Raw genomic sequence first — 26759 nt, forward strand, 5'->3', positions numbered from 1 at the left:
CCCACTGATTATTAGCCGCACCAATCAGGCTTTTACGGGAAGTTATCTCCCACCTAACTTCCTCGCATTTGCCGAATTTCGAGGTGGGAGTCTTACTGCCCGTTAATACGGGATAAACGTTTGTTTAAGATATATGTTCGGTATAGAAAATCATGTATTCCAAAGGTGATATAGAAAAACATGAAATTAATCAAACGTTTGTTTAAGAGGTATGTTCGGTATGGAAGAATTCATGTATTCCAAAGGCTGGGGTAGAAAAACATGAAATTAATCAAACGTTTGTTTAAGGTATATGTTCGGTATAAAAGAATCTACGTATTCCGAAGGTTGAGGTAGAAAAATATGAAATTAATCAAACGTTTGTTTAAGATATATGTTCGGCGTGGGATGAGAAAAAATTTTAAAAAATTATATATTTATTTTTTCTTAATAAATGGCGGAAAAATAAGAAAAATTAGCAGGATTATTAAAAATTATCACGAAATAAGTAAAAGTTTAGCGAATAATCGTTTGAAATAATAAAATGTTTTCTATATGATAAAGGTAAAGGTTAGTAAAAAAGTAGGTGAATTTATGACAGTAACATTTTATTCATATCCAAAATGTGGCACATGTCAAAAAGCAAAGAAATGGTTTGAGGCAAACGATGTAGCATATGAGATGATTCATATTGTTGAAAATCCACCGTCAAAAGAAGATTTACGTAATTTACATGAGAAAAGTGAATTACCATTAAAAAAATTCTTTAATACAAGTGGAATGCGTTACCGCGAACTTGGTTTAAAAGATAAGTTAAAGGATGCAAGCGAAGACGAAATGTATGAGCTTTTAGCATCTGATGGCATGTTAATTAAACGTCCAATTGTAACAGATGGAACGAGTGTAACACTTGGTTTTAACGAAGAGCAGTTTGAAAGTGTGTGGAAAAAGTACCAATAAGGTATTTTTACATAATTAATACATTCACTGGAGGTACAGTCATGAGCATTCCAAATAATTTACGTTACTCTGAAGAACACGAATGGGTAAAAACAGAAGGTAATGCGGTTGTTATCGGTATTACTCATTTTGCGCAAGGTGAGTTAGGCGATATCGTATTCGTTGAACTTCCTGAAGTAGGTGCAACAATCCAAGCTGACGAGCCATTCGGAAGCGTAGAATCTGTTAAAACAGTTTCTGAACTATACGCACCTGTAAGTGGTAAAGTTGTAGCAGTAAACGAAGAATTAAGTGACCAACCAGAACTAGTTAACGAATCTCCATACGAGGGTGCATGGATGGTTAAAGTTGAACTTTCTGATGCAAGCCAAGTTGAGAAGTTATTAACTGCAGAAAAATATGCAGAAATGACAAACCAAGACTAATTATAGTCGAAGAAAAAGGACAGCCTTTGTGCTGTCCTTTTTTATGTTGTGTACATAATGAATTTAAAAACATATATATTAATTATTATGTAGGAGAACGTTTTTGAAAAACTTTTTTCATGGAGGCTTCATGCTGAGCAAGCCGCTTGAGCTTTTCGTTATGATCCAGCTCCAGCGGCTAGATTGTTCGGTGGCTTCGCGTCTTCCTGCGAGGCAAAAAGCGCCTCAAGTTCAGGAGTTCGGGTGCTCTCCTGTTCTGAGCGAGCCGCTTCCGCTTTTCTTTTGCAAAAATAAACAGGAAACAACATGAAAATAACGAATATACTATATACTAAGTTAAAGGTTGTATAGTATATGGTGATCGGGTGATGACATATGATTTATGTGGAAAAAGTCATTATTGTAGAAGGTAAATCGGATAGAAGAAAGATTGAATCTATTATTCGTGAACCAGTGGAAATTGTTTGTACAAATGGTACAATTGGTTTGTCGAAAATGGATGAGCTCATTGATCAATTTTTTGATAAGGACGTATATGTGCTAGTGGATGCTGATGATGCAGGAGAAAAGTTAAGGAAACAATTCCGAAAAGAATTTCCGCAAGCAGAGCATATTTATATTGATCGCTCGTATCGCGAGGTGGCGACTGCACCTTCTTCACATTTAGCAAATGTATTATGGGGAGCAGACATTGACGTTTATACAGAATATTTACGGTAAGGAATGATAGAAGTGATTGATTGGACAGGTGCCGAAGCTACAGCCCTAATAGGAAATGAAGAAAAAACAGTGTTATATGTGTATACACCAATGTGTGGAACATGCCAATTAGCAAAGAAGATGTTAACGGTCGTTGAGATGACGATTGAAGATTTGAAAATTGGAATGTTAGATTTAAATTATGCCCCGCATTTAGCGAAAGAGTATGGGATAGAAAGTGTACCGTGTTTACTTATTTTTGAAAATGGGACACTCATGAAGAAAATATATGCATTTCATTCGGTTGAATATTTATATACGGAATTAAAGTAGGCGGCAAAGTTTTTGCCGCCTCGACATATTTCTTGGGAAATATGTCGACATGCGTGATAGATACAGTATTTGTCGAGCGAAAATAACAGGATTGCCCTTTAATAAGAGGGAATGGTATGTAATAGAAAGTGATATGAGGGATGTGGTTTAGGATGAAATTATATTCTTTGCTTCAATCATTTGTAAATTACGCTAATGGTCAATATCATTTAGAACCGCTTTTAAGGCAAGGAGAAAGAACTGTTAATTTTCGTTTTGGAGATGAATGCTGTTCGTTACAAATTTCAAGAGATTATATAGAACTTTTGAAAGAGGCGAGAGGAACGGAACAAATCGTTTGTTTAGAGGAAGAGGATGTACAAAAGTTAGTGACTGGAAATATGAGGTTGCAAAAGTTAATGAGTGATGGACGGGTACAATATTCTGGAACGTATCGAACGATGTTATTAGTTGAATCGATGTTTCATATATGTAAACCGATGTCAGTCGGAGCTTAAAATTCTGAAGTTTCTTTTTTTACGAAAATTTCTGTTGACAGAGCGTGTGGATATTGATACAATTCAATTCATAAAATATAGACAATTTCATAAATTTTAAATCAGACGAAAATTTAATCTGATTTCTCTTATTAAGAGAGGTGGAGGGACTGTGCCCTGTGAAGCCCGGCAACCGTCAACTTATGTTGAAATGGTGCCAATTCCTGCAAAGCAAATGCTTTGAGAGATGAGAGAGAGGGATAATGTTGTTATATACGCATATAAACCTTTCTGCTTCTCTAGAAGCGGAAAGGTTTTTTGTTGTTTGAATGCGGAGGACATTCAAATAATAAGAGGAGCTATAACGATGGACTACACGCATGAAAAATAAAAAAATGCGGAGTCTATCCAAAGTTTTATGAAATCCAGCTCCAGCGGCTAGAACAGTCGGTCGTTTCATCCCTTCCTATGAGGCACAAAGCGCCTCTACGTCTGGGATTCCAACGCCCTCTTGTTCTAAGCGAGCCGCTTGCGCTTTTTATTTAAAAAAGGGGTGAACATCATGATTTTATTAGAGAATGTAAAGAAAATATATAAGGCAAAAAGCGGTGATGTCACTGCTGTAGATAACGCCAACTTAAAAGTAGATAAGGGTGAAATATTTGGTGTTATTGGATATAGTGGCGCTGGGAAAAGTTCGTTAATTAGATTGTTTAATCAGTTAGAGAAACCAACTTCTGGCCAAATTACAATTGCGAATCGTGTGATTTCAGCGATTACTGGAAATGAACTTCGTAAGGCAAGACAAGAAATCGGAATGATTTTTCAGCATTTCAACTTACTTTGGTCACGAACTGTGCGTGAAAATATCGCATTCCCACTTGAAATTGCAGGTGTCGATAAGGCGGAGAGAAGAAAACGTGTCGATGAGTTAATTCATCTTGTTGGATTAGAAGGAAGAGGAGACGCGTACCCATCTCAGCTAAGTGGTGGACAAAAGCAGCGCGTCGGGATTGCAAGAGCGTTAGCAAATAATCCACAAGTACTTTTATGTGATGAAGCAACGTCAGCTCTTGATCCGGAAACGACAGATCAAATTTTAGATTTATTGTTAGATATTAATAAGCGTCTCGGCTTAACAATTGTATTGATTACGCATGAGATGCACGTTATTCGCAAAATTTGTAATCGAGTTGCTGTAATGGAGAAAGGGAAGATCGTAGAAACGGGTCCAGTACTTGACGTATTCCGTAATCCACAGCAAGACATTACAAAACGATTTGTACAGCAGTTAACTGATTCTGAAGATACGAATGAAACGATTGAAAGTTTAATAGAAAAGTATCCAGATGGAAAAGTAATTCGTTTGCAGTTTGTCGGTGAAGCGGTAGAAAGACCGGTACTTCAAAGGTTAATGCAGCGCGGTGATATAGAAGTTAGCATTTTGCAAGGAAATATCGCGCAAACGAATAACGGATCTTACGGAAGTTTAGTCGTTCATTTAAATGGTGAAGAAACAGCGATCCAGCAAGCAATAGAAGGGATTCATCAAGATCAAGTAGAGCTGGAGGTGATTGCACATGGATAAGTTAATCGCAAATATTGATTGGAATCAAATGTTAGAAGCAACTGGTGAAACGTTATATATGACGGCAATCGCAGCACTTGCCACATTTGTTTTAGGACTTATTTTAGGACTATTACTCTTTATGACAGCGAAAGATAATTTATGGGAAAATAAAGCGATTAATACGGTGATTGGAGCGTTCGTAAACATTTTCCGTTCTATACCGTTCATCATTTTAATTATTTTATTAATCCCGTTCACAAAGATTCTTCTTGGAACAATACTCGGAGCGAGTGCAGCGCTGCCAGCTTTAATTATTGGAGCGGCACCATTTTACGCGAGAATGGTTGAAATCGCGCTTCGTGAGATTGATAAAGGTGTAATTGAAGCTTCAAAAGCGATGGGAGCAAAAACAAGCACAATTATTTTGAAGGTGTTAATTCCAGAATCGTTACCAGCGTTAGTATCTGGTATTACGGTTACGACTATTGCTTTAGTAGGCTATACAGCAATGGCAGGTGTTGTTGGTGCTGGTGGTCTTGGAACACTTGCTTACTTAGAGGGATTCCAGCGTGGAAATAACGATGTAACAATCGTTGCGACAATTTGTGTATTACTCGTTGTATTTTTAATTCAGTGGATTGGTGATAGTTTAACGACTCGAATAGATAAAAGATAATGAAAACAGGGGGATATTTCAAATGAAAAAATTATTACTTACAGCACTTATTTCAACTTCAATTTTTGGGTTAGCTGCTTGTGGCGGGAAAGATAAAGATGAAAAGAAACTTGTTGTTGGTGCTTCTAACGTACCGCACGCTGAAATTTTAGAAAAGGCAAAACCGTTACTTGAGAAAAAAGGAATTGAGTTAGAAATTAAAAAATTCCAAGACTACGTGTTACCGAATAAATCGTTAGCAGATAAAGAATTAGATGCAAACTACTTTCAGCACATTCCGTATTTAGAAAAAGAGATCAAAGATAAGAAATATGATTTTGAAATAGCAGGAAAAATTCATTTAGAACCGATTGGTGTGTATTCTCAAAAATATAAGAGCTTAAAAGAACTTCCAAACGGGGCGACAATTATTATGAGTAATTCTGTTACTGATCATGGTCGTGGTTTAGCAATTTTACAAAAAGAAGGCATTTTAAAAATTAAAGACGGAGTAGAGCCAGTTAAAGCAACTCCAAAAGATATTGCGGATAATCCGAAAAACTTAAAGTTCAAAACGGATATCGAGCCTGGTTTATTGCCACAAGTGTATAACAATAAAGAAGGCGATGCGGTTCTAATTAATTCTAACTATGCAATTGATGCGAAATTAAACCCAGAAAAAGACGCGATTGCAATTGAAGGAAATGATTCTCCATACGCAAACGTAGTAGCTGTTCGTAAAGGCGATAAAGATAAAAAAGAGATTAAAGCTCTTATAGAAGTACTGCATTCTAAAGAAATTGAAGACTTTATTACTAAAGAATATAAAGGGGCAGTTGTTCCTGTAAAAGAATAATTGCGGAAAAAGGGCTGGTGTATGCCGGTCCTTTTTTTACTACATAACTATAGGGGAGAAGGGGACATCATATGAAAAAGATTCTATTGTCAGTTGTTACAGCACTGTCTGTATTTACATTAGCCGCTTGCGGGGGGAAAGAGGAGAATAAGCTTGTTGTTGGAGCTTCTAACGTGCCGCATGCTGTTATTTTAGAAAAGGCACAGCCGATATTAGAGAAAAAGGGTATTAAATTAGAGATTAAAAAGTTCCAGGATTATGTTCTGCCGAATAAAGCGTTAGCGGATAAGGAAATTGATGCGAACTACTTCCAGCACATTCCGTATTTAGATAAAGAAATTCAAGAAAAGGGATATAAAATTGTCAACGCAGGAAAAATTCATTTAGAGCCAATGGGCATTTATTCTAAGAAATATAAAAGCTTAAAAGATCTTCCAGATGGAGGAACAGTTATTATGAGTAATAACGTAGCTGAGCGTGGCCGTATGTTAGCGTTGTTACAAAAAGGCGGCGTTATTAAATTAAAAGACGGTGTAGATGTTGTTAAAGCGACAGTAAAAGATGTTGTAGAAAACCCGAAAAATTTAAAGTTTAAAACAGATGTAGAACCTGGACTTTCACCGAAGCTGTACGAAAACAATGAAGGTGATGCTTTATTCATTAATTCAAACTACGCAATTGATGCGAAATTAAATCCAAAAAAGGATGCAATTGCAATTGAAGGATCAGACTCTCCTTATGCAAATATTATCGCAGTTCGTAAAGGTGACGAGAAGAAAAAAGAAATTAAAGAGTTAGTAGACGTATTGCATTCAAAAGAAATTCAAGATTTTATTAACAAAGAATATAAAGGTGCTGTACTTCCTGTGAACGAATAGGTGCAGGAAAGGATTGGGAAATTCCCAGTCCTTTTTTCTTTATATATATAAGAAGAAAAGTGTATCATATAAGGATGCAAGGGAAATACTTATATACATTTGTGAAAAAATTGTTACTTTTTTTCGTCGTTTGCGATATCATTTTATTTGCTATAAGATTAGAATGAGAATAAAATGAGAATATGAACGTTTTAGTAATTTTTAAAATGTATATAGAGGATTAATGGAGGTATTGAGATGGCTGGTTCTACATTAACGGTTAAAGACTTACACGTATCAATCGACGGTAAAGAAATTTTAAAAGGTGTAAACCTTGAAGTAAAAGGTGGAGAAATCCACGCAATTATGGGACCTAACGGAACAGGTAAATCAACTTTATCTTCTGCGATTATGGGTCACCCAAAGTATGAAGTAACAGAAGGTAGCATCATCATTGACGGTGAAGATGTATTAGAAATGGAAGTAGACGAGCGCGCACTAGCAGGTCTATTCTTAGCAATGCAATATCCAAGTGAAATTAGCGGAGTAACAAACGCTGACTTCTTACGTTCTGCAATTAATGCACGTCGTGAAGAAGGCGAAGAAATTTCTCTTATGAAATTTATCCGTACATTAGATAAAAACATGGAATTCCTAGAAATGGATCCAGAAATGGCACAACGTTACTTAAACGAAGGTTTCTCTGGTGGAGAGAAAAAACGTAACGAAATTCTTCAATTAATGATGATTGAGCCAAAAATCGCAATCTTAGATGAAATCGACTCAGGTCTTGATATCGATGCATTAAAAGTTGTATCTAAAGGTATTAACCAAATGCGCGGCGAAGAGTTCGGCTGCCTAATGATTACGCATTACCAACGTTTATTAAACTACATCACTCCAGACTTCGTTCACGTTATGATGAACGGTCGTATCGTTAAATCTGGTGGCCCTGAGCTTGCACAACGTCTAGAAGCTGAAGGTTACGACTGGATTAAAAAAGAATTAGGTATTGAAGACGAAACAGCAGAGCAAGAAGCGTAAGAGAGGAGCATAAACATGACAATCGGTACATTACCTTTCGATCAAGAAACAATCCGTCAGCGCGCAAGCGAAGTAAACGAAGCTGCTTGGTTGACTGAGTTCCGCTTACAAGCTCTTGCACAAGCAACTGAACTTCCAATGCCAACGCCTGATAAAACGAAAATTGAAAAATGGGACTTTATCGGAAAAGGCGACGCTGCTAAGCAAGAGCCTGTAAGTTCTTTAACAGAGCTTCCAGAAGCAGTGAAAAACTTAATCGATGAAAATAACAGCGTATTAGTACAACGTACTGGTACAACTGCTTTCGTTTCTTTAGCAGACGAAGCAAAAGAAAAAGGTGTTATTTTTACAGACATCGTAACAGCTGCAACAGAGCATGCTGAATTAGTACAAAAGTACTTAATGAAAGACGGCGTGAAAGTAGACGAGCATCGTCTAACTGCACTTCATGCTGCATTAATCAACGGCGGTGCATTCGTATATGTTCCGAAAAACGTTGTTCTTGAAACTCCACTTCAAGCTGTATTCTTAGTAGACGGCGAAGAAGCTAACGTATATAACCACGTATTATTCGTAGCTGATGCGAACAGTACTGCAACATATGTAGAAAACTACGTTGCAAATGAAAATGCTAAAGGTATTGCAAATATCGTAGCAGAAGTAATCGTGGAACAAGGCGCACAAGTGAAATTCGGTGCGGTTGATCTATTAGCAAAAGACGTAACAACTTACGTTAACCGCCGCGGTATTGTTGGACGCGACGGCCGTATTGATTGGGCTCTAGGCCTTATGAATGACGGAAATACAATCTCAGAGAACGTTACGAACTTAATGGGCGACGGATCATTTGCTGATACAAAAACAGTAACAATTGGCCGTGGTAACCAAACACAAAACTTTACAACTAAAGTTGTTCATTTCGGTAAACACTCTGAAGGTTGGATTTTAAAACACGGAGTACAAAAAGATAGTGCAACATCTATCTTTAATGGAATTGGTAAGATTGAACACGGTGCATCTAAATCAAATGCACAACAATCTTCTCGCGTTCTTATGTTAGATGAAAAAGCTCGCGGTGATGCAAACCCAATTCTTTTAATCGACGAAGATGATGTAATGGCAGGTCACGCAGCTTCAGTAGGTCGCGTAGATCCGTACCAATTATACTACTTGATGAGCCGTGGTATTCCAAAACGCGAAGCAGAACGTTTAGTCATCCATGGATTCTTAGCACCTGTAGTAAATGAGCTTCCAATTGAAGGAGTAAAGGCACAGCTTGTTGAGGTAATTGAAAGGAAAGTTCGCTAATGAATATTCATGAAATACGCAAACAGTTTCCAATTCTTGATCAAAAAGTGAACGGCAAACAACTTGTATATTTCGATAGTGCAGCAACTTCTCAAAAACCAATTCAAGTCATTGAAACGTTAGAACGTTATTATAAAGAATATAATTCTAACGTGCATCGCGGTGTTCATACGCTCGGTACGAAAGCTACCGACGCGTATGAAGGTGCACGTGAGAAAGTTCGTAAGTTTATTAATGCGAAATCAATGGAAGAGATTATTTTCACGCGCGGAACGACAACTGCATTAAATACAGTAGCAGCTAGCTATGGTCTTGATAATGTAAAAGAAGGCGATGAAATCGTCATCTCTTACATGGAGCACCATAGTAACATCATTCCGTGGCAACAAGTTGCGAAGAAAACTGGTGCAACTTTAAAGTATCTTCCGCTTCAACTAGACGGTACAATTTCTTTAGAAGATGTTCGTCAAACAGTTACACCGAATACAAAAATCGTTTCTATCATGCACGTTTCTAACGTACTTGGAACGATTAACCCTGTAAAAGAAATCGGAGCAATCGCACATGAAAACGGTGCAATCATGATCGTTGATGGAGCACAAAGTGCACCTCATATGAAAGTGGATGTACAAGATTTAAACTGTGATTTCTACGCATTATCTGCTCATAAGATGTGCGGACCAACAGGTGTCGGCGTATTATATGGTAAGAAAGAATTGCTAAACAATATGGAACCAATTGAATTTGGTGGTGAAATGATTGATTTCGTAGACTTACAAGAGTCTACTTGGAAAGAGCTTCCGTGGAAGTTCGAAGCAGGTACACCGATTATCGGTAATGCAATCGGACTTGGTGCGGCAATTGATTTCCTAGAAGAAATCGGTCTTCATAATATTGAAAAGCATGAACATGAATTAGCGCAATACGCTTTAGAGAGACTATCAGAAGTAGATGGCGTTACAATTTATGGTCCAAAGCATCGCGCTGGTCTAGTTACATTTAATATTGAAGACGTACATCCTCACGATGTAGCAACTGTATTAGATGTAGAAGGCATTGCGGTTCGCGCAGGACATCACTGTGCACAACCGCTTATGAAGTGGCTAAAAGCTTCTTCTACAGCACGTGCGAGCTTCTATTTATATAATACAAAAGAAGAAATTGATACATTTGTTGAATCACTAATCAAGACAAAGGAGTATTTCACAAATGTCATTTAATAATTTAGATACGTTATATCGTCAAGTTATTATGGATCATTATAAAAATCCTCGTAACCATGGCGTGTTAGAAGATAGTGTTACCGTTAACTTGAACAATCCAACTTGCGGCGATCGTATTCAACTTACGATGAAAGTAGAAGAGGGTATTGTACAAGAAGCGAAGTTTGAAGGCGAAGGATGTTCAATTTCAATGTCTTCAGCTTCAATGATGACACAAGCAGTAAAAGGAAAGAAAATTGAAGAGGCCCTTAAGCTTTCTAAAATTTTCTCTGACATGATGCTAGGAAAAGAGTATGATGACAGCATTGATTTAGGAGATATTGAAGCATTACAAGGCGTATGCAAGTTCCCAGCACGTATTAAATGTGCAACATTAGCGTGGAAAGCGTTAGAAAAGGGCTTAAACGAAGATAAGTAATGTTAAAGGTTCCTAAAAACGAGGTTATATAAGGAGGGACACACCAACATGGCGAAGCAACTGCCAGATATCGGCGATTATAAATATGGTTTCAAGGATAAAGACGTTTCGATTTTCCGTGCTGGACGCGGTTTAACAAAAGAAATCGTTGAAGAGATTTCACGTATGAAAGAAGAACCACAGTGGATGTTAGACTTCCGTTTAAAATCACTGGATAAGTTCTATGAAATGCCAATGCCACAATGGGGCGGCGACTTAAACGACTTAGATTTCGATGAAATTACGTACTACGTAAAACCATCTGAGAAATCTGAGAAGTCTTGGGATGAAGTACCTGAGGAAATTAAAGCGACATTTGATAAATTAGGTATTCCTGAAGCTGAGCAAAAATATTTAGCTGGTGTATCTGCACAGTACGAATCTGAAGTTGTATACCACAACATGAAAGAAGACCTAGAAGATCTAGGAGTCGTCTTCAAAGATACAGATAGCGCATTAAAAGAGAACGAAGATATTTTCCGTGAGCATTTCGGAAAAGTAATCCCACCAACAGACAACAAATTCTCTGCATTAAACTCTGCAGTTTGGTCTGGTGGATCATTCATCTACGTTCCAAAAGGTATTAAAGTTGATACACCACTTCAAGCGTATTTCCGTATTAACTCTGAAAATATGGGACAATTCGAGCGTACGCTTATCATCGTAGACGAAGGCGCACACGTACACTACGTAGAAGGTTGTACAGCACCTGTTTACACGACTAACTCACTTCATAGTGCGGTAGTAGAAATCATCATTAAGAAAGATGCATATTGCCGTTATACAACAATCCAAAACTGGGCGAACAACGTATACAACCTAGTTACAAAACGTGCGGTTTGTGAAGAAAACGCAACGATGGAATGGATTGACGGTAACATCGGATCTAAATTAACGATGAAATACCCAGCAGTTATCTTAAAAGGCGAAGGCGCTCGTGGTTTAACATTATCTATCGCGATTGCTGGTAAAGGCCAACACCAAGATGCTGGTGCGAAAATGATTCACTTAGCACCAAACACGTCTTCAACAATCGTTTCTAAATCGATTGCGAAGCATGGTGGTAAAGTAACTTACCGTGGTATCGTACAATTCGGACCAAAAGCGAAAAACTCTCGCTCTAACATCGAGTGTGACACGTTAATCATGGATAACCAATCTACATCTGATACAATTCCTTACAACGAAATCAAAAACGATTACGTTTCACTTGAGCACGAAGCGAAAGTATCTAAAGTATCAGAAGAACAATTATTCTACCTAATGAGCCGCGGTATTTCTGAGCAAGAAGCTACAGAAATGATCGTAATGGGCTTCATCGAGCCATTCACTCGCGAACTTCCAATGGAATACGCAGTTGAAATGAACCGCCTAATCAAGTTTGAGATGGAAGGTTCTATTGGTTAAATAGAAATGCGGAGCCGACTGTTCAGACCCGTTGGCTAAGGTTCTTTCGCACAGAAGATGCTTTTTATCTTCTGGTGCGGAAGGTTCTTAGACATGAGGGTCTAGGAGGCAAAGCTGGACAATATTTAAAAGTGGAAGCGGCTCGTTCAGAATGTGAGGGGGATGGAGCTTTTGCCTCATAGGAAGAAGTGAAGCCACCGAACATTCTAGCCGCTGGAACTGGATAATATATGTATGAAGAAAGCGCCCTGCTGTGCAGGGCGCTTTTTTATGTTGTATATTCGGGTTCGGCTGTAAGATACCCGGGTAGGTGTTTAATGAAATATATCGACCACAACTCGGAATATATCGGCGATAATTTCAATATATCAGCGGTTCGACAAGGAATATCGATTTGTCGACAAAGTAATACAAAAGAAATCCCTCATATCCCCCTCAACATTTAAATACGAGAGGAGCACCTATATGGAAGTAAGACAAAGATACTGACAAATCTCCTCCCCCCACCAACTAGAATCATTTCACAAAAATTCCCCCCTCAAACTAATCAACAGACTAGAAAAAGTAATATAAAGTTTTCCATATTAAAAGGGCAATCTTTGGCTTTTTCTTATAATGCGAGTACAATGTAGAATAGCAAGAAAAGACGAAAAGTATTTACAGGATTATTGCGTACGTATAGCGTAAATGGCAGTAAGGAACTGAGAGGAGGTTTTTTCTCTGAATATAAATAAAGAAACAATCATCCACCTTTATCATACAAACGATATACATAGTCATTTTGAAAATTGGCCGCAAATTTCTCGGTTTGTACAAGGGGAGAAAAGGCGAAGACAGGAAGCGGGGGAGACTGTTTTAACTGTGGATATTGGCGATCATGTGGATCGTTTTCATAGTATTTCGGAAGCGACAAATGGACTTGGGAATACAAAATTATTAAATGAGGCGTTATATGATTATGTAACGATCGGAAATAATGAAGGAATTACATTGGCGAAAGAGCATTTGAATCGTCTATATGATGATGCTGGTTTTGAGGTGCTTGTAGCGAACTTATTTGAAAAAGAGGGTGTACGTCCAGCGTGGGCGAAGCCTTATAAATTACATACAACGACAGATGGGATTACGATTGCCTTTATTGGATTAACGGTAGCTTATCCAGAGTTTTATCATATGTTATATTGGCATATTGAAGATCCAATCATCCATTTAGAGTCTATTTTAGAAGAAGTTAAGGATACAGCTCATATTACTGTTGTGCTTTCTCATCTTGGAAAAAGTATGGATGAGTATATGGCGGAGCATTATGATATAGATGTTATTTTAGGGGCACATACGCATCATTTATTTGAGCGCGGTGTTCTTGTGGATAATACTTTGCTTTGCTGTTGTGAAAAGTGGGGACATTACGTTGGTCACGTTCAGCTTACTGTGGATAAAGAGACGAAGAGACTGTTGAAAAAAGACGGTAGAGCGATTAAGACAGAACGGTTAGGTGCTTATAGCGAGCCGTTATCCACAATTGAAATGCTAAAGGAAGAAAGTAAACAGATAATGGCTGAGCCTGTCGTTCATTTAAAAGAATCATTGCCGGCTGATTGGTTTAAGGAGACGACGTTTTCTCATATGTTGGCAAGTGCACTTAAAGAGTGGTGTAATGCGGATGTTGGGATGGTGAATGCTGGTGTACTTCTTGAGGGATTAAATGAAGGTGTTGTGACGCGCGGAGATATTCACAGAATTTGTCCACATCCAATTAATCCATGTTTATTAAAAGTGCCAGGAAAAACGTTACGAGAAGTTATTTTGAAAGCGCGTCGTCCGAATATGGAGAACCTTGAGGTGAAAGGATTCGGATTTCGTGGAAAAGTAATGGGGAAAATGATTTACGATGGTTTGGAAGTGATTCCAGATACGATTCCAGGGAATAAAATTTTACTAGAAGATGTATTGATTAACGGCGAATCGCTGGAATTAGACCGGATATATACGGTAGGGACGATTGATATGTTTACATTCGGATACTTATACCCAGAGCTATCCACACTTTCTGACAAACAATATTATATGCCGGAATTGCTTAGAGATGTACTAACAGACATGTTGATAACTTATACATCTTCAGTCAAACTATAGGCTAGTTAACTTGTAACACTCATTTTTCTCTTGTCATAAAGATAAGAAAGAGAGGAGTGTGAACTATGGTTAATGTAGAGCCAATTATAATTGATAACTATACGTTCATTGCTGTTAGCGTAAAACTTCCAAAGACAAATTTGCTAGCTGTAATGAGCGATAAAGGATATATTATGTGCGGTGCTTTAGATGTAGGTCTTCTAAATGAGAAGTTAGGTGATCGAGGAATTATTGCTGGCCGTGCGGTTGGTGTAAGAACGATTGAACAACTTCTTGAAGCACCGCTGGAATCAGTAACGACTGGAGCCGAAGCTTTAGGTATTCCGGTAGGCACAATCGGAAAAGATGCACTATTAAAAATGAGATAAGCATATATCATCCCTCTTTCTTGCATAGAAATAATATAAGAAGGAGGGTTTTCTGATGGGCATATTTCGTTCGAAAAATTCGCGGTTTCGAAGGGGACCGATTTCCTTTCGGTATATACTGCTTATTTCATTTATTATTTTTATCGTAATGGTAGTTCAAGGTTTATGGATTGTAAATAAAAGTATTCAGCCAACGTTAATTAAGTATGGGGAAACAGAGACTCATAAAATGGCAACAGCAGTTATGACGAAAGCGGTAAAAGACCGGATTAATGAAGGGTTTGATGTAGATTCATTAATGAAAGTACAAACGGATAGGAACGGGAAAGTATCTACAATTGATTTAAATACAAAACAAGTAAATGAAATATTAACATCGACTACTGCATACATAGAAAAATATTTACAACAAGTAGAAAAAGGGGATACGAAAGCACTTGGTATTTTTGAAGAGAATGGGGTATCTATGTCAGTTCCTTTTGGACGCATAACTGATAATGCGCTTCTTGGTAATATAGGACCAGATATTCCGATTAATTTTACGCCAATTGGTCATGTGAATACGGATATTAAACAATTAGTTGAGCCGCAAGGAATTAATAATACAGCGATCAAAATTATTATGGAAGTGGAAGTGACGTTACAAGTTATGATTCCGTTACGCACGAAAGAAATTAAAGTGAAGCAAAACATTCCGATTGCGACGCGCATCGTTCAAGGTGAAGTGCCTACTTATTACGGAAGCGGGGGAGTTGTTGTACCAGATAAAAAGAAAACGGATAATTAGTCAGTAGTGTTCTATTGATTTATATTTATAAAAATAACCGTAGCAATTTGCTACGGTTATCGTTTTGTATTTGCTCGTTCTTTTCGTTCCCAAAGGCTTAAATGCATGTATGGATCGAAAGCCCATTCTGTATAGCCATTGTCTTTATACATGCCGAAATGTAAGTGGGGCGGGAATTTTCCAGCTGTACCAGGAGGACCGTAGCCGGTACTACCGACAAATCCGATTACTTTTCCTGGTTCGACAATTTGTCCGAGCTGTATTTCTTTAGAGAACCCGCCTAAATGAGCGTAATAGTGGTAATTATTATGAAGGTCACGAATACCAATGCGCCATCCACCAAGACGATTCCATCCTTTTGTTTCAATAACGCCATAGCAAGTTGATCGTACTGGTACGCCATATCCAGCAAAAATATCGGTTCCTTCATGAATCCTCCTGCCGCCAAAGCTTCTACCAGCACCGAAAGTACTACGATAGCTATGGTCACTGCGAATCGGGAGAGGGAAAGCATTACCTTCTAAATTAATGCGTCCATAATGTTTATAAATTCGGGCGTATTCTGTAATTAATTCAACTGTTTTTGCACGTCTATAATATTCCCAAAGCATAATGTTAATACGGTCTTCCGACGTTCCTTGATTCTTTAAAATAGTTGCTGCTGTATGCAGAAGATCACGGTCGTTATTTGCATTTGCAAATCCATCTTTGTCACCATCTAAACCCATTCCGCCAAATAGAGAAATTGTATGGGGGAGAGTATCATTACTATTAACAGGTCCAGCCCATATTTCAGGTTTGAAATAAAGGGAAATGATGGCATCTGGTTTTTTCGGTATATCTTTTCTTACGCTCCGTATGTTTCTTTCGTATTGATCCATTGCGGCTAAGTAATACCACGGAATACCGGAAGATTGCTCAGTTTCTTTATATAGTGCCATGCGCTTTTCATATATGCTTTGCTGATTATCTTCACCGTAAGCGATGTTTTGGTGGAGAAGAAAGCAAATCGAAAGCAAAAGAGAAATTTTTCGAAGCATGAAATAGACTCCTTTCACAACATCACTCTTTTTAGTGTGGGATATACGGAGTATTTCATTATAGGGAACGATTGGAAAAAATCTTAGAATCTTCATTTGAGCAAATCGCTTTCATACGTTAGAATAGATATGTTACATTGAAAGAAGCGAACACGGTAAACTATTTCATATTGTGCGGAGTTGATAACCATGACAAAACAAACAGAGTATAAGCGCAAGCCCGAATGGTTGAAAATTAAGTTAAACACGAATGAAAACTATACAGGCTTAAAGAAAATGATGCGTTCTAAAAATCTTCATACAGTTTGTGAAGAGGCGAAATGTCCGAATATTCATGAATGCTGGGCTGTAAGGAAAACAGCAACATTTATGATCTTAGGTGCGGTTTGTACACGTGCTTGTCGTTTTTGTGCGGTTAAAACAGGCTTACCAACTGAGCTTGATTTACAAGAGCCAGAACGCGTAGCAGATTCTGTAGTACAAATGGGCTTAAAGCACGTTGTTATAACAGCGGTTGCACGTGATGATTTAAAGGACGGCGGAGCAGCTGTTTTTGCTGAAACAGTACGCGCTGTACGTCGTGAAAATCCATTCACGTCTATCGAAGTATTACCATCCGATATGGGTGGGGTAGAAGAAAACTTAAAAATGTTAATGGATGCAAAACCAGATATTTTGAACCATAACATTGAAACAGTACGTCGATTATCTAACCGAGTTCGCGCTAGAGCAAAATATGACCGTTCATTAGAGTTTTTACGTCGAGCAAAAGAAATGCAGCCTGATATTCCAACTAAATCGAGCATTATGCTGGGCTTAGGTGAAACGAGAGAAGATTTAATTGAAGCAATGGATGACTTACGTGCAAACAATGTGGATATTTTAACTCTTGGACAATACCTACAACCATCTAAGAAGCATTTACCAGTTATTAAATATTATCCACCAGCAGAATTTGCAGAGCTAAAAGAAATTGCACTTAGCAAAGGATTTAGCCACTGTGAAGCTGGTCCACTTGTACGTTCTTCTTATCATGCGGACGAGCAAGTACGTTCTGCGAAAGAAAAAGTAGCAGAAGCGAAATAATGAAAAAGGAGAGCTAATATTAGCTCTCCTTTTTCTTATACTCTAAAACAGTATTTTGACACGTTGATAAAATTCTTTTTAATTCCTCTGTGGATAATTCAATTGTAAATTCAGGTACACCAGGTGTAATTAAAATTTTATCGTAAGTATAAATTGAACTGTCCACAATAATCGTTACATCTTGTGAATAACCGAAAGGAGCTACACATCCAGGAGTGCAACCAGTCTCTTCTCTTAGCTCATTAGGAGAACAGAGAGATAAGCTCTCTCCTGTTATTTCCTTCATCTCTCCTCGGTTGAGGCGAGTGCCTTCTAACGTAAAGAATACGTAATACGCCCCGGATTTTGATTTTAAAAATAAGCTTTTACTTGGAGTGCCTTGCAAACCAAGTCTTTCACGAACGATACGATCTGTTTCATAGTCAAGTACTGGTTCGTGTTCAAATTTTTCATAAGAAGCATTTGTTTTATGTAGTAAAGAAAGTACATCTTCGTACATATTGAATGATACCCCTCTCTATGTTTTACTGCAGCCCTAGCATATCTTCTCGCAGTGTCAACTGAATGTATTGGAAAGGGATATTACTTGGATGGCGCTTCCCATAATCGTTGTATGATAGATTGTTCATCAAGTGTAATTTCATAAATATCAGGATTCGTTAAAGTTTTCCATTCGTCAAAGCCGATAGTATGATCAAAGTGCTTTAAAATTAATGTGAGTAAGTTGCCGTGTGTAACGAGTAGTGTTGTGTCATGCTCTAGTTTTAAAACTTCCTGAATAAGTGAGATGGCACGGTCTGTTGCTTGTTTTGTTGACTCTCCGCCTGAAAAGGCAATATCTATGTTTGTAAAAGTAGATTCTAGTTTTTGCATCCAATCATCCATCGGAACGTTGCTTAATATACGTTCAGCTAATCGTTCATCCTCTTCGATAGATAGGTTAGCTTGAATCGCATAGGGCCGAATGGAATCGATAGCTCGGACAAATGGGCTCGAAATAATATGATCTATTTGTAGCTGATTTTCTAAGAGGAATGCAGCAAGGGTGTTAGCTTGATCTTTTCCGGCAAACGTTAATTCGGCATCACGTTTTTGTCCAGTTGCGGAACAATGTCGTATTACAATAATTTTCTTCATAATTCATCCCCATCTTTCAAGTTGACGCTATATACTTCGACAAATGTGGAAAAAATTCCTTTTTATTGGAAACGGAATAGTGATCTAAGTATGTGGAAAAGTAATGTGGATAATGAAAATTTGAGGTACAATTATGAAAAAAATGATATGCATTGTATTCAGTATTTGTTTTCTCACGCAATTGTCCACAGCATATGCACAATCAAATCAAAAATTAGACTATCCAAGCAATCGAAATAAGCCATTTGTGAGTGAGGATGTGTTTTACGAACAGTTAGATAAAAAGGTGTATAAAGAATATAAAAATGCAGAATATAGTGTTCGGAAAAAGATTTTATTTAAAGAAGTGCCCGATGAAGAATTTTCTTTCAGACAAAAAACAGCCGTGGGTTGTCGGAGTAGCGTGGTGTTTCAAGATTTTTTTATTCACCCTGATCGCCAAGTTTAGCCCGCATTAACGGGCAGTAAGACTCCCACCGCAAAATTCAGTTTTAAAGAAAAGTAGTTAAATGGGAGATCAATTGCCCGTAAAAGCCCGATTGGTTCAACTAATAATCAGTGGATAAACCCCCACTGATTAAAGTTTCACTTTATTTTTTCGCTTCCTTTTCTCAAGATGAAGTAGATGAGTTCCATAAGTACATCGTTATAGATGCGGAAACAAAGAGGGAGCTGCAAGGGGGGAAAAGTTATCATCACTACGAAAATCCAGAGTAAAAAATAACCCACCAACTGGTGGGTTATTTTTTACTCTGGCACACTTACTAATTTCGCTTTCATTTTACGAATAAGAATGAAACCACCAATCGCGAAGAGAAGAGTAATTCCTTCTGCTACAAAGATGTTAATCATTTTTGTTTGGTAAAGTGCTGCGAAAAAGTCTACAAGTGCGTGGAATAATATAGCGTAAACAAGGAAAATGTATTTCTTTTGTTTTACTGCGTATACGACAAGCATTGTGAAGGCAATTTGCAGCACGAGTGCCATAATTCTTTCTAGGCTACCGAGTAAGTATAAATAGGCAGGTTGTTCTATTAACATATCCTTTACAAGATTTAATTGTGGTAGTTTTTCTGCCATTTGAGCGAAGCTACCATTGTTAATAGCATTAGCGAATATAAGTGTCTGCAATGCAGAGAATCCGCCAACTAAAATCGATTCAATCCCGCCATGACCAATTCCATAAGCGAAGCCATCTTTATATTCTAGATATTTTTTTAGTAGGAAGAAGAAGGCAACGAAGCGTCCTAATTCTTCAAAAATACCAGCAGTTAGTCCGCCATAAATTGCAAAGACATACGGATTTTCTAAAAATGGAGCGATTGCTGGATTACCACGCATAAATAGGTGGAACGGTGTTTCGAGAATTTGGGTAAATCCAATAAAGATAAGAACACCAACGCCGACCACTTTCCAATTAATATTATATTTTTTACGGAAATAAACGAGTACAATGATTGGGACCAGAACCGAAACAACGAGTTGAAATATGATGCTGGCAATTACAGTATTTGAAACCATACTTTCACCGCTTTCTAATATATGTACATATCTATTATGCATGAAATATGGGAGAGATGAAACTTTTAGAGATAAATGAATTTACTTATTGACTCTAACGTTGCGTCATACTTTATTGTATGTACTAAGGGGGAGATACACATGACAATGAAGGTAAAAGAAGTAGCTAATTTAGTTGGAATTAGTGTGCGCACACTGCATCATTACGATGAAATTGGGTTATTAACCCCAGACGAGACGACAGAGTCTGGATATCGTCTGTATTCCAATGGAAATTTAGAGACACTGCAGCAAATTTTATTTTTTAAAGAACTAGGCTTCCCTTTGAAGAAGATTAAAGAAATTATCATGAGTCCATCATTTGATCATGAAGAAGCACTACAGCTTCATAAGAAAATGCTTCTTGAAAAGCGTGCCAGGTTAGATAAGGTGATAGCGACGATTAATAAAACAATTCAGCATACAAAAGGAGAGATTGATATGACGAATAAAGAGAAATTTGAAGGATTTGATTTTAGTCATAACCCGTACGAAGAAGAAGCACGTGAACGATGGGGAGATGAGGCTGTAGATAAAGCGAATAAAACAGCGAAGGGGATGTCTAAAGAGAAACAGGAGGAGTTTAATAATATTTACAGAAATCTAGCAACACTTCGAAATGGAGCACCGGATTCTAAAGAGGCGCAATCCGCAATCGGAGTATGGTACGATTACTTGCAAAACTTCGGTGAATATTCATTAGAGGCCTTTAAGGGACTCGGTCAAATGTATGTTGCTGATGAGCGTTTTACGAAAAATATTGATAAGTTTGGTGAAGGTTTAGCGCAGTTTATGTGTGATGCGATGGAGGTTTATGCGGATCGTAAGGAATAGTAAAAAGGTGGAGGTTTTCTCCACCTTTTTATTTTTTAATCATATCATTCAAAGTTTGATCCCCCGTATTGTTCAAATGAGGATTATCGCTCATTTCACGTTTTAACATATCAAGACTTTGTTCATATTCTTTATCGTTTAAGCTACCAGATTGAAGACCTTGAATTTGAGAAATCAACTTTTGGTTTGTTGATACATATGCTTTATAATAGCGAGGAACGATGGACAAAGCAGTTTTATATACTTGATCTGTTACGAGTTTCGGATCCGTTGTGTTGGCACGGTATACAACAAATACTTCATCATCGGTAACGAGTGTAGCGGCATTGGTGACGTCAGGAAGTTTAACTGTCATGCTTGTAATCATTTCAGCGACTTTCTCACGGTTAATGGCTCCTACTTGTTTGTTAGATACTTCATGTTTTTGTTTAGATGAATAGCCAACCCTTGTGAGCCGTGTATTTGTATTTTCCGTATGATACATGTCGTTTTTGTTGGAAACAAGAACACGACTTCCTTCTTCACTCTCCATTTCGGCTTTATTAGTTGATTGGCAGCCTGCAAATAAGGAAAGAGTGAGAAGAGAGAGTATAATTTGTTTTTTCACGATGTAGCACCTCCTTCTCCATAGCATGCACTAATTTTCAATTTTTTGTATTTGAAATTGTTGGTTGTTATGCTTTGTGATACGATAAAAAGAAGAATGCTTAGAGAGGAAGTTCATAATGGAGCAAAAGCAAGAGATTCATACTACGGTGAGCGTTAATAATGTTCAGTACGAAGTGATTAAAAACTTTCGTGACGGTTTTAGTGAAGAAGCACTTAAAGAGCGCTATGCAGAAATTTTAAATAAATATGATTATATCGTTGGAGACTGGGGTTATGAGCAACTTAGATTGCGCGGATTCTTTGATGATAGTAATCAACGTTCGACATATGATACGAAAATTAGTACTTTATCAGAGTATTTATACGAGTACTGTAACTTCGGTTGTGCACACTTTGTATTGCGAAAAGTGAAGAAATGAAAAAATCCTCTTACGATTGTAAGAGGATTTTTTCATAGTAATTATGAGGAGACTGTTTACATTACATCTAAGTCATTCAATAAATCAATCGTACCTTTTCTCACCTTTAACATGAGAGTCCACCTTACAAACAAATTGAAATGTAATCACCTTCAGAAAGAGTTTTGTTTGGTTTCATTTGTTGTCCGTTCAATTGGATATGCCCATTTTTAATTTTATCCACAATGATAGTGCGGCTCCAATCTGAGATATATGTGGATAACACTTTATCAATCCTGTGGGAACCGAAAACGATGTCTAATACGATCGTTATTTCGGCTATACCACTTTCTTTGTATTGTGTAATGGAAATGGTAGTACTTGTTTCCGTTTGTTCTTGCTGAGTCATATCGACAGTTTCGACGTGATCAGTAAATGATTTATAAATATGAAGTTTTTGATTCCACGTATGATCTTTCGGACATTTATAAATTGCAAATCGGTATATGTTCTTTCCGTTTGCATTATGTCTGCGAATATTCGTGTCGGTAAAAAGGGTAGTGCGTCTGCAATTTTTACAATACTTTTCGATTGTTGCTAGTTCGTTTTCATATAAACTCCAAGAAAGTTGTACTTTCTGCATTTTCCTTCACCTCTTATATATTGGTAAAGGAACGTAATACAGCTATTTGGATGTCTTGTAGTATGAAGACATAAGAAGTAGACAAAAATAAAAAGAGGTTCCCCCAAGAGGAACCTCCGTAAACATCATACTACAGATGCGTTACGTTCCTTTGTAATGGGAATGGGCAGACTACTCCCTTGAAAAAGCACGGTGCTTTTTTGAGAGTAACGCTATCCAATTGCTGGTCCACTACAAAGTAAATGTTGGCATACGTAGATAACGTCCTTTCTATCCAAATAGATTTGTTCATAAGTATAACACATAAGATTGAAAATTCGGAATATAAATCGTAAAAAAACACCAGCTAACATAGCTGGTGCGCCAGATAAATTATATAAGTTCAAATAAAAATGAGCGTAATTCTTCTGCATTTTCTTCAGACATCGAAAATGCATGCTCTAAGTAGCCTTGTTCATTTAAATCGTCAGGACCAATGATAGCAAATTTGTTGCTTTGCATATCAAGGACTATCGTTTTACCGTAATGACGATCGGAGTATAAAAGCGCTAAATCATGACGCTCATTTTCCCCCAAAAAGCTAACGAAACGAGTTCTTGTAGCGACTGTATCGTCGTACAGAAAGAAACGTTCTTCCATACACATGGCTCCTTTATTAAATATCTAAGTTTAAGTGTGGTTTATGATCTAGATGGTGATGCGTTTTAATGAAACGTACTGTTCTTGTTTTGTAACGCATTACGATAGAATATGTTTCAGCTAAATCTCCGCCAAGGAATTTCACGCCGTCTAATAATTCACCAGCAGATACACCTGTTGCTGAGAAGATTGCATCATCACCAGATACTAAGTCATCTAACATAAGAAGTTGACGAGGATCTTCTAATCCCATTTCACGACAACGAGCTTCTTCTTCTTCGTTCATTGGAACTAAGCGAGCTTGCATTTCACCTTCAAGGCATTTTAATGCTGCTGCAGAGATAACGCCTTCTGGAGCTCCGCCAATACCTACGAATAAGTCGATACCTGTTCCAGGTAAAGCTGTTGCGATTGATGCACCAACATCTCCATCACCAAATAGTTTTACGCGTGCACCTTTTGCACGAACACGGTCAATAATATCTTGATGACGTTCACGTTCTTGGATGATAACCGTTAGGTCACGAATTTTTTTATTGTTTGCTTCTGCTACAATATCAATTGTTTTTTCAATTGGATCATCTAAGCTAATTTTACCAGCTGCTTTTGGACCAACCGCGATTTTTTCCATGTACATATCCGGAGCATGAAGAAGGTTTCCTTTATCTGCGATTGCGATAACTGCCATTGCATTTGCAAGGCCTTTTGCAACGATGTTTGTACCTTCTAATGGATCAACGGCGATATCTACTTCTGGACCGTTACCTGTTCCTAGTTCTTCACCAATATACAACATCGGTGCTTCATCAAGTTCTCCTTCACCGATTACAACTGTACCTGCCATGTTTACTGAATCGAACATATCACGCATAGCTGTAGTTGCTGCATCATCTGCTTCGTTTTTCTTTCCGCGGCCCATCCACTGTGCGGATGCTAAGGCTGCTGCTTCTGTTACACGGACAATTTCTAGTGCGAGTTCACGTTCCAAGGTTGCATTCCTCCAATTTCAAAAATCATACAAATATAACTATAACAAATAACGAGGAAAAGGTGAATTCGAAAAATTGTCGATTTTTTCAGAAGAAAGCGTTACAATTAAAATGTAAATGCTTTAATTTCCAGGTAGGTGACATTCATGTACTTCGTAGACAGAAAGAAAATAGAACAAATGCTAGTATGTTTAGAACGAGCAACAAATACATTTCAAGAGAAAAAGACATATGAAACCGAGTTTGAATTTTACGCATTAGAGCGCATGGCGCATCTTATTATCGATTGTATATTAGATGTAGGGAATGCGATGATTGATGGATTTATTATGCGCGATCCAGGAAGTTACGAAGATATTATTGATATTTTAATGGACGAGAGAGTTATAAGTGGAGAAGAGGGAGCGCATATTAAAGAAATTATTCTTCTTCGAAAAATGCTTACGCAAGATTATATTCAAATGAATCATGATGAATTATATAAGACGATTCAAAAACATATCGCCGTGGTAGAGAAATACCCAGCGAATATTCACAGTTATTTAGAAAAGGAATTAGGACCTGTATCTGCATTTGTACCAGAATAATTGTGCTTATAAGATCCCCGGGAATTCCTTTGGGGATCTTATATTGTATAGGAGAAAGAAAAGGGAGAAGGGTGAGCTATGGGGGAAGCACGTACTACGAGAGAAGAGATTGTACAATTACTGAAGATAAAAGGAGAGCATACTGTAGCAGAATTAGCCGAAGCTTTAGAAATTACAGAGATGGCGATTCGTCGACATTTAAGTAAACTAGAAAATGATGAGCTAATTTATTCAAAGATGGTAAGGCAGCATGTTGGACGCCCAACATATTTGTATGGATTAAGTCAAAAGGGAGAAGATACATTCCCGAAAGAATATAAGCAGTTTGCTATTGAAATATTAGATGATTTAGCTCGAATGGGCGATGAAAAAATACTTCGTTACGTTTTACAAGCGAGAACGAAACGAATGGAAGAACAGTTAAAAAAGAAGATAAGTAACCAAAGTAATTTAGCGTATAAAGTACAAGAAATAGCTGCTATGCAAGAGAAAAATGGTTATATGGTTCAAATAAAGAGAGATGGGGAACGCTCTTTCATACTTGAAAAGCAAAACTGTCCGTTAAAGGAAATAGCGGAGAAATACCCGCAAGTGTGTGAAGATGAAAAAGATATGTACAAGCGGTTATTAGCAGGTGCAAATGTGAAAGCGCTAACGAACATGTGCGTGGGCGATTGTAATTGTTCGTACCAAATAAAAGAGAAAAAATGAACGTTATGGGACGCTTTAAGGTAAAGCGTTTTTTTCTTTTGAAAAAGGGGTTAATATAAGAGTGGTATGATAGATGAGAACGTTAGCATAGAAGGAGAGACAAATAGATGTATAAAGGTTATTTAATTGACTTAGACGGTACAATGTATCGTGGTGAAGAACAAATTGAAGAGGCAAGCGATTTCGTAAAAGCGTTAGGAGAACGCGGTATTCCATATTTATTCGTTACAAATAACTCAACTCGTAAACCAGAACAAGTGGCAGAAAAACTTGTTCGTTTCGATATTCCAGCGAAAGCGGAGCAAGTATTCACAACGAGCATGGCTACAGCGAACTTTATTTATGAGCGCAAACAAGATGCAACTGTATATATGATTGGTGAAGAAGGCTTACACGCTGCTCTTGTGGAAAAGGGATTTGAAATTGTGGATGAAAATCCTGATTTCGTCATTGTTGGTTTAGATCGCGATATCACATATGAAAAATTAGCAAAAGCATGTCTTGCTGTGCGTAACGGTGCAACGTTTATTTCAACAAATGGGGATATCGCAATTCCAACTGAGCGCGGATTATTACCAGGTAACGGTTCATTAACATCAGTTGTTGCAGTATCAACAGGTGTGGACCCAATCTTTATTGGTAAACCAGAATCAATCATTATGGAACAAGCGTTAAAAGTGCTTGGCATAGGAAAAGAAGAAGCTTTAATGGTTGGGGATAACTACGATACAGACATTTTAGCCGGGATAAATGCTAGTATGCATACCCTTCTTGTCCACACTGGAGTAACAACTGTGGACAAGTTAACAGAATATGAAGTACAACCGACGCAAGTTGTGCACAACTTGACGGAGTGGATTGAGAAGATGTAATGAAATGCAGGTAACCGGAGGAGGTTGCCTGTTTTTTTATGCATAATTGCATATGTACTGTAGTTATATAAAATGTAGAATTTATATGTATTGATATAAAAAGGGAGGGAATAA

General features: G+C 37.6%; 31 protein-coding genes, 1 pseudogene and 1 riboswitch. Of the genes and pseudogenes, 24 read left to right on the plus strand and 8 right to left on the minus strand.

Annotated elements, in window-relative coordinates; all coding sequences use genetic code 11:
• Positions 1–573: 573 nt before the first annotated feature.
• The 17 genes from JFU20_RS17455 (at position 574) to yunB (ending at position 15540) form a co-directional block, all read left to right on the plus strand.
• Positions 574–939, plus strand: coding sequence for an arsenate reductase family protein (locus JFU20_RS17455; RefSeq protein ID WP_002129756.1), 366 nt, complete (start codon positions 574–576; stop codon positions 937–939).
• 41 nt (positions 940–980) lie between these two features.
• Positions 981–1364, plus strand: coding sequence for a glycine cleavage system protein GcvH (gene gcvH / locus JFU20_RS17460; RefSeq protein WP_000026895.1), 384 nt, complete (start codon positions 981–983; stop codon positions 1362–1364).
• A 375-nt stretch (positions 1365–1739) separates the two neighbouring features.
• Complete coding sequence (locus tag JFU20_RS17465) at positions 1740–2084, plus strand: toprim domain-containing protein (protein ID WP_000640865.1); 345 nt, start codon at positions 1740–1742, stop codon at positions 2082–2084.
• Positions 2085–2087: 3 nt separating this feature from the next.
• Positions 2088–2396 (plus strand): thioredoxin family protein, encoded by a 309-nt coding sequence (locus JFU20_RS17470; protein WP_002015940.1) that lies wholly within the window; start codon positions 2088–2090, stop codon positions 2394–2396.
• 152 nt (positions 2397–2548) lie between these two features.
• On the plus strand, positions 2549–2893 hold the full coding sequence (locus JFU20_RS17475; protein WP_002015939.1) for a hypothetical protein: 345 nt from the start codon (positions 2549–2551) through the stop codon (positions 2891–2893).
• Between the two features lie 125 nt (positions 2894–3018).
• A riboswitch (SAM riboswitch) is annotated at positions 3019–3126 on the plus strand.
• Between the two features lie 308 nt (positions 3127–3434).
• Positions 3435–4460 carry a methionine ABC transporter ATP-binding protein gene (locus tag JFU20_RS17480; RefSeq protein ID WP_002015938.1) on the plus strand — a complete coding sequence of 342 codons (1026 nt, stop codon included), beginning with the start codon at positions 3435–3437 and terminating at the stop codon, positions 4458–4460.
• The gene (locus JFU20_RS17485; RefSeq protein ID WP_002129754.1) at positions 4453–5118 is read left to right on the plus strand and encodes a methionine ABC transporter permease; all 666 of its coding nucleotides are present in this window, start codon (positions 4453–4455) and stop codon (positions 5116–5118) included. The genes JFU20_RS17480 and JFU20_RS17485 overlap by 8 nt, the downstream gene beginning before the upstream one ends.
• A gap of 22 nt (positions 5119–5140) precedes the next feature.
• Positions 5141–5953, plus strand: coding sequence for a methionine ABC transporter substrate-binding lipoprotein MetQ (gene metQ, locus JFU20_RS17490; RefSeq protein WP_002015935.1), 813 nt, complete (start codon positions 5141–5143; stop codon positions 5951–5953).
• Between the two features lie 71 nt (positions 5954–6024).
• Positions 6025–6831, plus strand: a complete 807-nt coding sequence (gene metQ, locus JFU20_RS17495; protein ID WP_002015934.1) for a methionine ABC transporter substrate-binding lipoprotein MetQ — start codon at positions 6025–6027, stop codon at positions 6829–6831.
• A 237-nt stretch (positions 6832–7068) separates the two neighbouring features.
• Positions 7069–7854, plus strand: coding sequence for a Fe-S cluster assembly ATPase SufC (gene sufC / locus JFU20_RS17500; RefSeq protein ID WP_002015933.1), 786 nt, complete (start codon positions 7069–7071; stop codon positions 7852–7854).
• Between the two features lie 15 nt (positions 7855–7869).
• Entirely contained in the window at positions 7870–9162 is a 1293-nt protein-coding gene (gene sufD, locus JFU20_RS17505; protein WP_002015931.1) for a Fe-S cluster assembly protein SufD, read from the plus strand.
• Positions 9162–10382 carry a cysteine desulfurase SufS gene (gene sufS / locus JFU20_RS17510; protein ID WP_002015930.1) on the plus strand — a complete coding sequence of 407 codons (1221 nt, stop codon included), beginning with the start codon at positions 9162–9164 and terminating at the stop codon, positions 10380–10382. The genes sufD and sufS overlap by 1 nt, the downstream gene beginning before the upstream one ends.
• Entirely contained in the window at positions 10372–10803 is a 432-nt protein-coding gene (sufU, locus tag JFU20_RS17515; RefSeq protein WP_002089369.1) for a Fe-S cluster assembly sulfur transfer protein SufU, read from the plus strand. Before sufS ends, sufU begins: the two co-directional genes overlap by 11 nt.
• Positions 10804–10851: 48 nt before the next feature.
• Positions 10852–12249: a Fe-S cluster assembly protein SufB gene (sufB, locus tag JFU20_RS17520; RefSeq protein ID WP_002015928.1), complete on the plus strand. Its 1398-nt coding sequence runs from the start codon at positions 10852–10854 to the stop codon at positions 12247–12249.
• 744 nt (positions 12250–12993) lie between these two features.
• Positions 12994–14385 carry a bifunctional metallophosphatase/5'-nucleotidase gene (locus tag JFU20_RS17525; RefSeq protein WP_079998979.1) on the plus strand — a complete coding sequence of 464 codons (1392 nt, stop codon included), beginning with the start codon at positions 12994–12996 and terminating at the stop codon, positions 14383–14385.
• 65 nt (positions 14386–14450) lie between these two features.
• On the plus strand, positions 14451–14753 hold the full coding sequence (locus tag JFU20_RS17530; RefSeq protein ID WP_002015926.1) for a YunC family protein: 303 nt from the start codon (positions 14451–14453) through the stop codon (positions 14751–14753).
• A 55-nt stretch (positions 14754–14808) separates the two neighbouring features.
• On the plus strand, positions 14809–15540 hold the full coding sequence (yunB, locus tag JFU20_RS17535) for a sporulation protein YunB (RefSeq protein WP_002129745.1): 732 nt from the start codon (positions 14809–14811) through the stop codon (positions 15538–15540).
• A gap of 56 nt (positions 15541–15596) precedes the next feature.
• On the opposite strand, the gene JFU20_RS17540 is transcribed toward yunB, so the two are convergent.
• The gene (locus JFU20_RS17540) at positions 15597–16580 is read right to left on the minus strand and encodes a M23 family metallopeptidase (protein WP_002015924.1); all 984 of its coding nucleotides are present in this window, start codon (positions 16578–16580) and stop codon (positions 15597–15599) included.
• A 189-nt stretch (positions 16581–16769) separates the two neighbouring features.
• Between JFU20_RS17540 and lipA the strand changes: the two genes are divergently transcribed.
• Positions 16770–17666 (plus strand): lipoyl synthase, encoded by an 897-nt coding sequence (lipA, locus tag JFU20_RS17545; RefSeq protein ID WP_002015922.1) that lies wholly within the window; start codon positions 16770–16772, stop codon positions 17664–17666.
• Positions 17667–17685: 19 nt separating this feature from the next.
• On the opposite strand, the gene JFU20_RS17550 is transcribed toward lipA, so the two are convergent.
• Together JFU20_RS17550 and JFU20_RS17555 are read right to left on the minus strand one after the other, a co-directional pair.
• Complete coding sequence (locus JFU20_RS17550) at positions 17686–18165, minus strand: YbaK/EbsC family protein (RefSeq protein ID WP_002015920.1); 480 nt, start codon at positions 18163–18165, stop codon at positions 17686–17688.
• An 83-nt stretch (positions 18166–18248) separates the two neighbouring features.
• On the minus strand, positions 18249–18803 hold the full coding sequence (locus tag JFU20_RS17555; protein WP_002015919.1) for a histidine phosphatase family protein: 555 nt from the start codon (positions 18801–18803) through the stop codon (positions 18249–18251).
• A 133-nt stretch (positions 18804–18936) separates the two neighbouring features.
• Here JFU20_RS17555 and JFU20_RS17560 point away from each other — a divergent pair.
• Positions 18937–19248, plus strand: a pseudogene (locus tag JFU20_RS17560) (hypothetical protein); the annotation flags it as partial.
• Positions 19249–19550: 302 nt separating this feature from the next.
• Here the strand turns inward: JFU20_RS17560 and JFU20_RS17565 are convergent.
• Positions 19551–20366: a YhfC family intramembrane metalloprotease gene (locus JFU20_RS17565; protein ID WP_002015917.1), complete on the minus strand. Its 816-nt coding sequence runs from the start codon at positions 20364–20366 to the stop codon at positions 19551–19553.
• 99 nt (positions 20367–20465) lie between these two features.
• Between JFU20_RS17565 and JFU20_RS17570 the strand changes: the two genes are divergently transcribed.
• A complete protein-coding gene (locus tag JFU20_RS17570; protein ID WP_002166520.1) occupies positions 20466–21197 on the plus strand; it encodes a MerR family transcriptional regulator in 732 nt (243 codons plus the stop codon).
• A gap of 28 nt (positions 21198–21225) precedes the next feature.
• Here the strand turns inward: JFU20_RS17570 and JFU20_RS17575 are convergent, their stop codons facing one another.
• Positions 21226–21804: a YhcN/YlaJ family sporulation lipoprotein gene (locus JFU20_RS17575; protein ID WP_002166521.1), complete on the minus strand. Its 579-nt coding sequence runs from the start codon at positions 21802–21804 to the stop codon at positions 21226–21228.
• Positions 21805–21922: 118 nt separating this feature from the next.
• Between JFU20_RS17575 and JFU20_RS17580 the strand changes: the two genes are divergently transcribed.
• Positions 21923–22225 carry a YutD family protein gene (locus JFU20_RS17580; protein ID WP_002015914.1) on the plus strand — a complete coding sequence of 101 codons (303 nt, stop codon included), beginning with the start codon at positions 21923–21925 and terminating at the stop codon, positions 22223–22225.
• 124 nt (positions 22226–22349) lie between these two features.
• Here JFU20_RS17580 and JFU20_RS17585 read toward each other — a convergent pair whose 3' ends face one another.
• From JFU20_RS17585 to glpX, 3 genes are all read right to left on the minus strand, one after another.
• The gene (locus JFU20_RS17585) at positions 22350–22847 is read right to left on the minus strand and encodes a hypothetical protein (protein WP_002166522.1); all 498 of its coding nucleotides are present in this window, start codon (positions 22845–22847) and stop codon (positions 22350–22352) included.
• Between the two features lie 372 nt (positions 22848–23219).
• Positions 23220–23486, minus strand: a complete 267-nt coding sequence (locus tag JFU20_RS17590) for a DUF3055 domain-containing protein (RefSeq protein WP_002015912.1) — start codon at positions 23484–23486, stop codon at positions 23220–23222.
• Positions 23487–23502: 16 nt separating this feature from the next.
• The gene (glpX, locus tag JFU20_RS17595) at positions 23503–24474 is read right to left on the minus strand and encodes a class II fructose-bisphosphatase (protein ID WP_002166523.1); all 972 of its coding nucleotides are present in this window, start codon (positions 24472–24474) and stop codon (positions 23503–23505) included.
• Between the two features lie 147 nt (positions 24475–24621).
• Here glpX and JFU20_RS17600 point away from each other — a divergent pair, with 147 nt between their 5' ends.
• From JFU20_RS17600 to JFU20_RS17610, 3 genes are all read left to right on the plus strand, one after another.
• Positions 24622–25062 (plus strand): DUF86 domain-containing protein, encoded by a 441-nt coding sequence (locus JFU20_RS17600; RefSeq protein WP_002015910.1) that lies wholly within the window; start codon positions 24622–24624, stop codon positions 25060–25062.
• 78 nt (positions 25063–25140) lie between these two features.
• Positions 25141–25773, plus strand: coding sequence for a helix-turn-helix transcriptional regulator (locus JFU20_RS17605; protein WP_002015909.1), 633 nt, complete (start codon positions 25141–25143; stop codon positions 25771–25773).
• A 107-nt stretch (positions 25774–25880) separates the two neighbouring features.
• Entirely contained in the window at positions 25881–26645 is a 765-nt protein-coding gene (locus tag JFU20_RS17610) for a TIGR01457 family HAD-type hydrolase (protein WP_002129729.1), read from the plus strand.
• Positions 26646–26759: the final 114 nt, after the last annotated feature.

Source organism: Bacillus sp. TH30 (assembly GCF_016650875.1).
GTDB lineage: Bacteria > Bacillota > Bacilli > Bacillales > Bacillaceae_G > Bacillus_A > Bacillus_A mycoides.

What these genes read in the sequence shown, in the direction of transcription:
- sufD (WP_002015931.1), top strand. Translation starts at nt 7,870, where the DNA reads ATGACAATCGGTACATTACCTTTCGATCAAGAAACAATCCGTCAGCGC.
- JFU20_RS17455 (WP_002129756.1), top strand. Translation starts at nt 574, where the DNA reads ATGACAGTAACATTTTATTCATATCCAAAATGTGGCACATGTCAAAAA.
- JFU20_RS17465 (WP_000640865.1), top strand. Translation starts at nt 1,740, where the DNA reads ATGATTTATGTGGAAAAAGTCATTATTGTAGAAGGTAAATCGGATAGA.
- JFU20_RS17550 (WP_002015920.1), bottom strand. Translation starts at nt 18,165, where the DNA reads ATGTACGAAGATGTACTTTCTTTACTACATAAAACAAATGCTTCTTAT.
- JFU20_RS17485 (WP_002129754.1), top strand. Translation starts at nt 4,453, where the DNA reads ATGGATAAGTTAATCGCAAATATTGATTGGAATCAAATGTTAGAAGCA.
- JFU20_RS17470 (WP_002015940.1), top strand. Translation starts at nt 2,088, where the DNA reads ATGATAGAAGTGATTGATTGGACAGGTGCCGAAGCTACAGCCCTAATA.
- JFU20_RS17590 (WP_002015912.1), bottom strand. Translation starts at nt 23,486, where the DNA reads ATGGAAGAACGTTTCTTTCTGTACGACGATACAGTCGCTACAAGAACT.
- JFU20_RS17540 (WP_002015924.1), bottom strand. Translation starts at nt 16,580, where the DNA reads ATGCTTCGAAAAATTTCTCTTTTGCTTTCGATTTGCTTTCTTCTCCAC.
- JFU20_RS17555 (WP_002015919.1), bottom strand. Translation starts at nt 18,803, where the DNA reads ATGAAGAAAATTATTGTAATACGACATTGTTCCGCAACTGGACAAAAA.
- JFU20_RS17480 (WP_002015938.1), top strand. Translation starts at nt 3,435, where the DNA reads ATGATTTTATTAGAGAATGTAAAGAAAATATATAAGGCAAAAAGCGGT.
- metQ (WP_002015934.1), top strand. Translation starts at nt 6,025, where the DNA reads ATGAAAAAGATTCTATTGTCAGTTGTTACAGCACTGTCTGTATTTACA.
- JFU20_RS17570 (WP_002166520.1), top strand. Translation starts at nt 20,466, where the DNA reads ATGACAATGAAGGTAAAAGAAGTAGCTAATTTAGTTGGAATTAGTGTG.
- JFU20_RS17565 (WP_002015917.1), bottom strand. Translation starts at nt 20,366, where the DNA reads ATGCATAATAGATATGTACATATATTAGAAAGCGGTGAAAGTATGGTT.
- JFU20_RS17600 (WP_002015910.1), top strand. Translation starts at nt 24,622, where the DNA reads ATGTACTTCGTAGACAGAAAGAAAATAGAACAAATGCTAGTATGTTTA.
- gcvH (WP_000026895.1), top strand. Translation starts at nt 981, where the DNA reads ATGAGCATTCCAAATAATTTACGTTACTCTGAAGAACACGAATGGGTA.
- sufS (WP_002015930.1), top strand. Translation starts at nt 9,162, where the DNA reads ATGAATATTCATGAAATACGCAAACAGTTTCCAATTCTTGATCAAAAA.
- JFU20_RS17475 (WP_002015939.1), top strand. Translation starts at nt 2,549, where the DNA reads ATGAAATTATATTCTTTGCTTCAATCATTTGTAAATTACGCTAATGGT.
- JFU20_RS17530 (WP_002015926.1), top strand. Translation starts at nt 14,451, where the DNA reads ATGGTTAATGTAGAGCCAATTATAATTGATAACTATACGTTCATTGCT.
- sufU (WP_002089369.1), top strand. Translation starts at nt 10,372, where the DNA reads ATGTCATTTAATAATTTAGATACGTTATATCGTCAAGTTATTATGGAT.
- JFU20_RS17585 (WP_002166522.1), bottom strand. Translation starts at nt 22,847, where the DNA reads ATGCAGAAAGTACAACTTTCTTGGAGTTTATATGAAAACGAACTAGCA.
- JFU20_RS17605 (WP_002015909.1), top strand. Translation starts at nt 25,141, where the DNA reads ATGGGGGAAGCACGTACTACGAGAGAAGAGATTGTACAATTACTGAAG.
- sufB (WP_002015928.1), top strand. Translation starts at nt 10,852, where the DNA reads ATGGCGAAGCAACTGCCAGATATCGGCGATTATAAATATGGTTTCAAG.
- yunB (WP_002129745.1), top strand. Translation starts at nt 14,809, where the DNA reads ATGGGCATATTTCGTTCGAAAAATTCGCGGTTTCGAAGGGGACCGATT.
- lipA (WP_002015922.1), top strand. Translation starts at nt 16,770, where the DNA reads ATGACAAAACAAACAGAGTATAAGCGCAAGCCCGAATGGTTGAAAATT.
- metQ (WP_002015935.1), top strand. Translation starts at nt 5,141, where the DNA reads ATGAAAAAATTATTACTTACAGCACTTATTTCAACTTCAATTTTTGGG.
- JFU20_RS17610 (WP_002129729.1), top strand. Translation starts at nt 25,881, where the DNA reads ATGTATAAAGGTTATTTAATTGACTTAGACGGTACAATGTATCGTGGT.
- JFU20_RS17580 (WP_002015914.1), top strand. Translation starts at nt 21,923, where the DNA reads ATGGAGCAAAAGCAAGAGATTCATACTACGGTGAGCGTTAATAATGTT.
- sufC (WP_002015933.1), top strand. Translation starts at nt 7,069, where the DNA reads ATGGCTGGTTCTACATTAACGGTTAAAGACTTACACGTATCAATCGAC.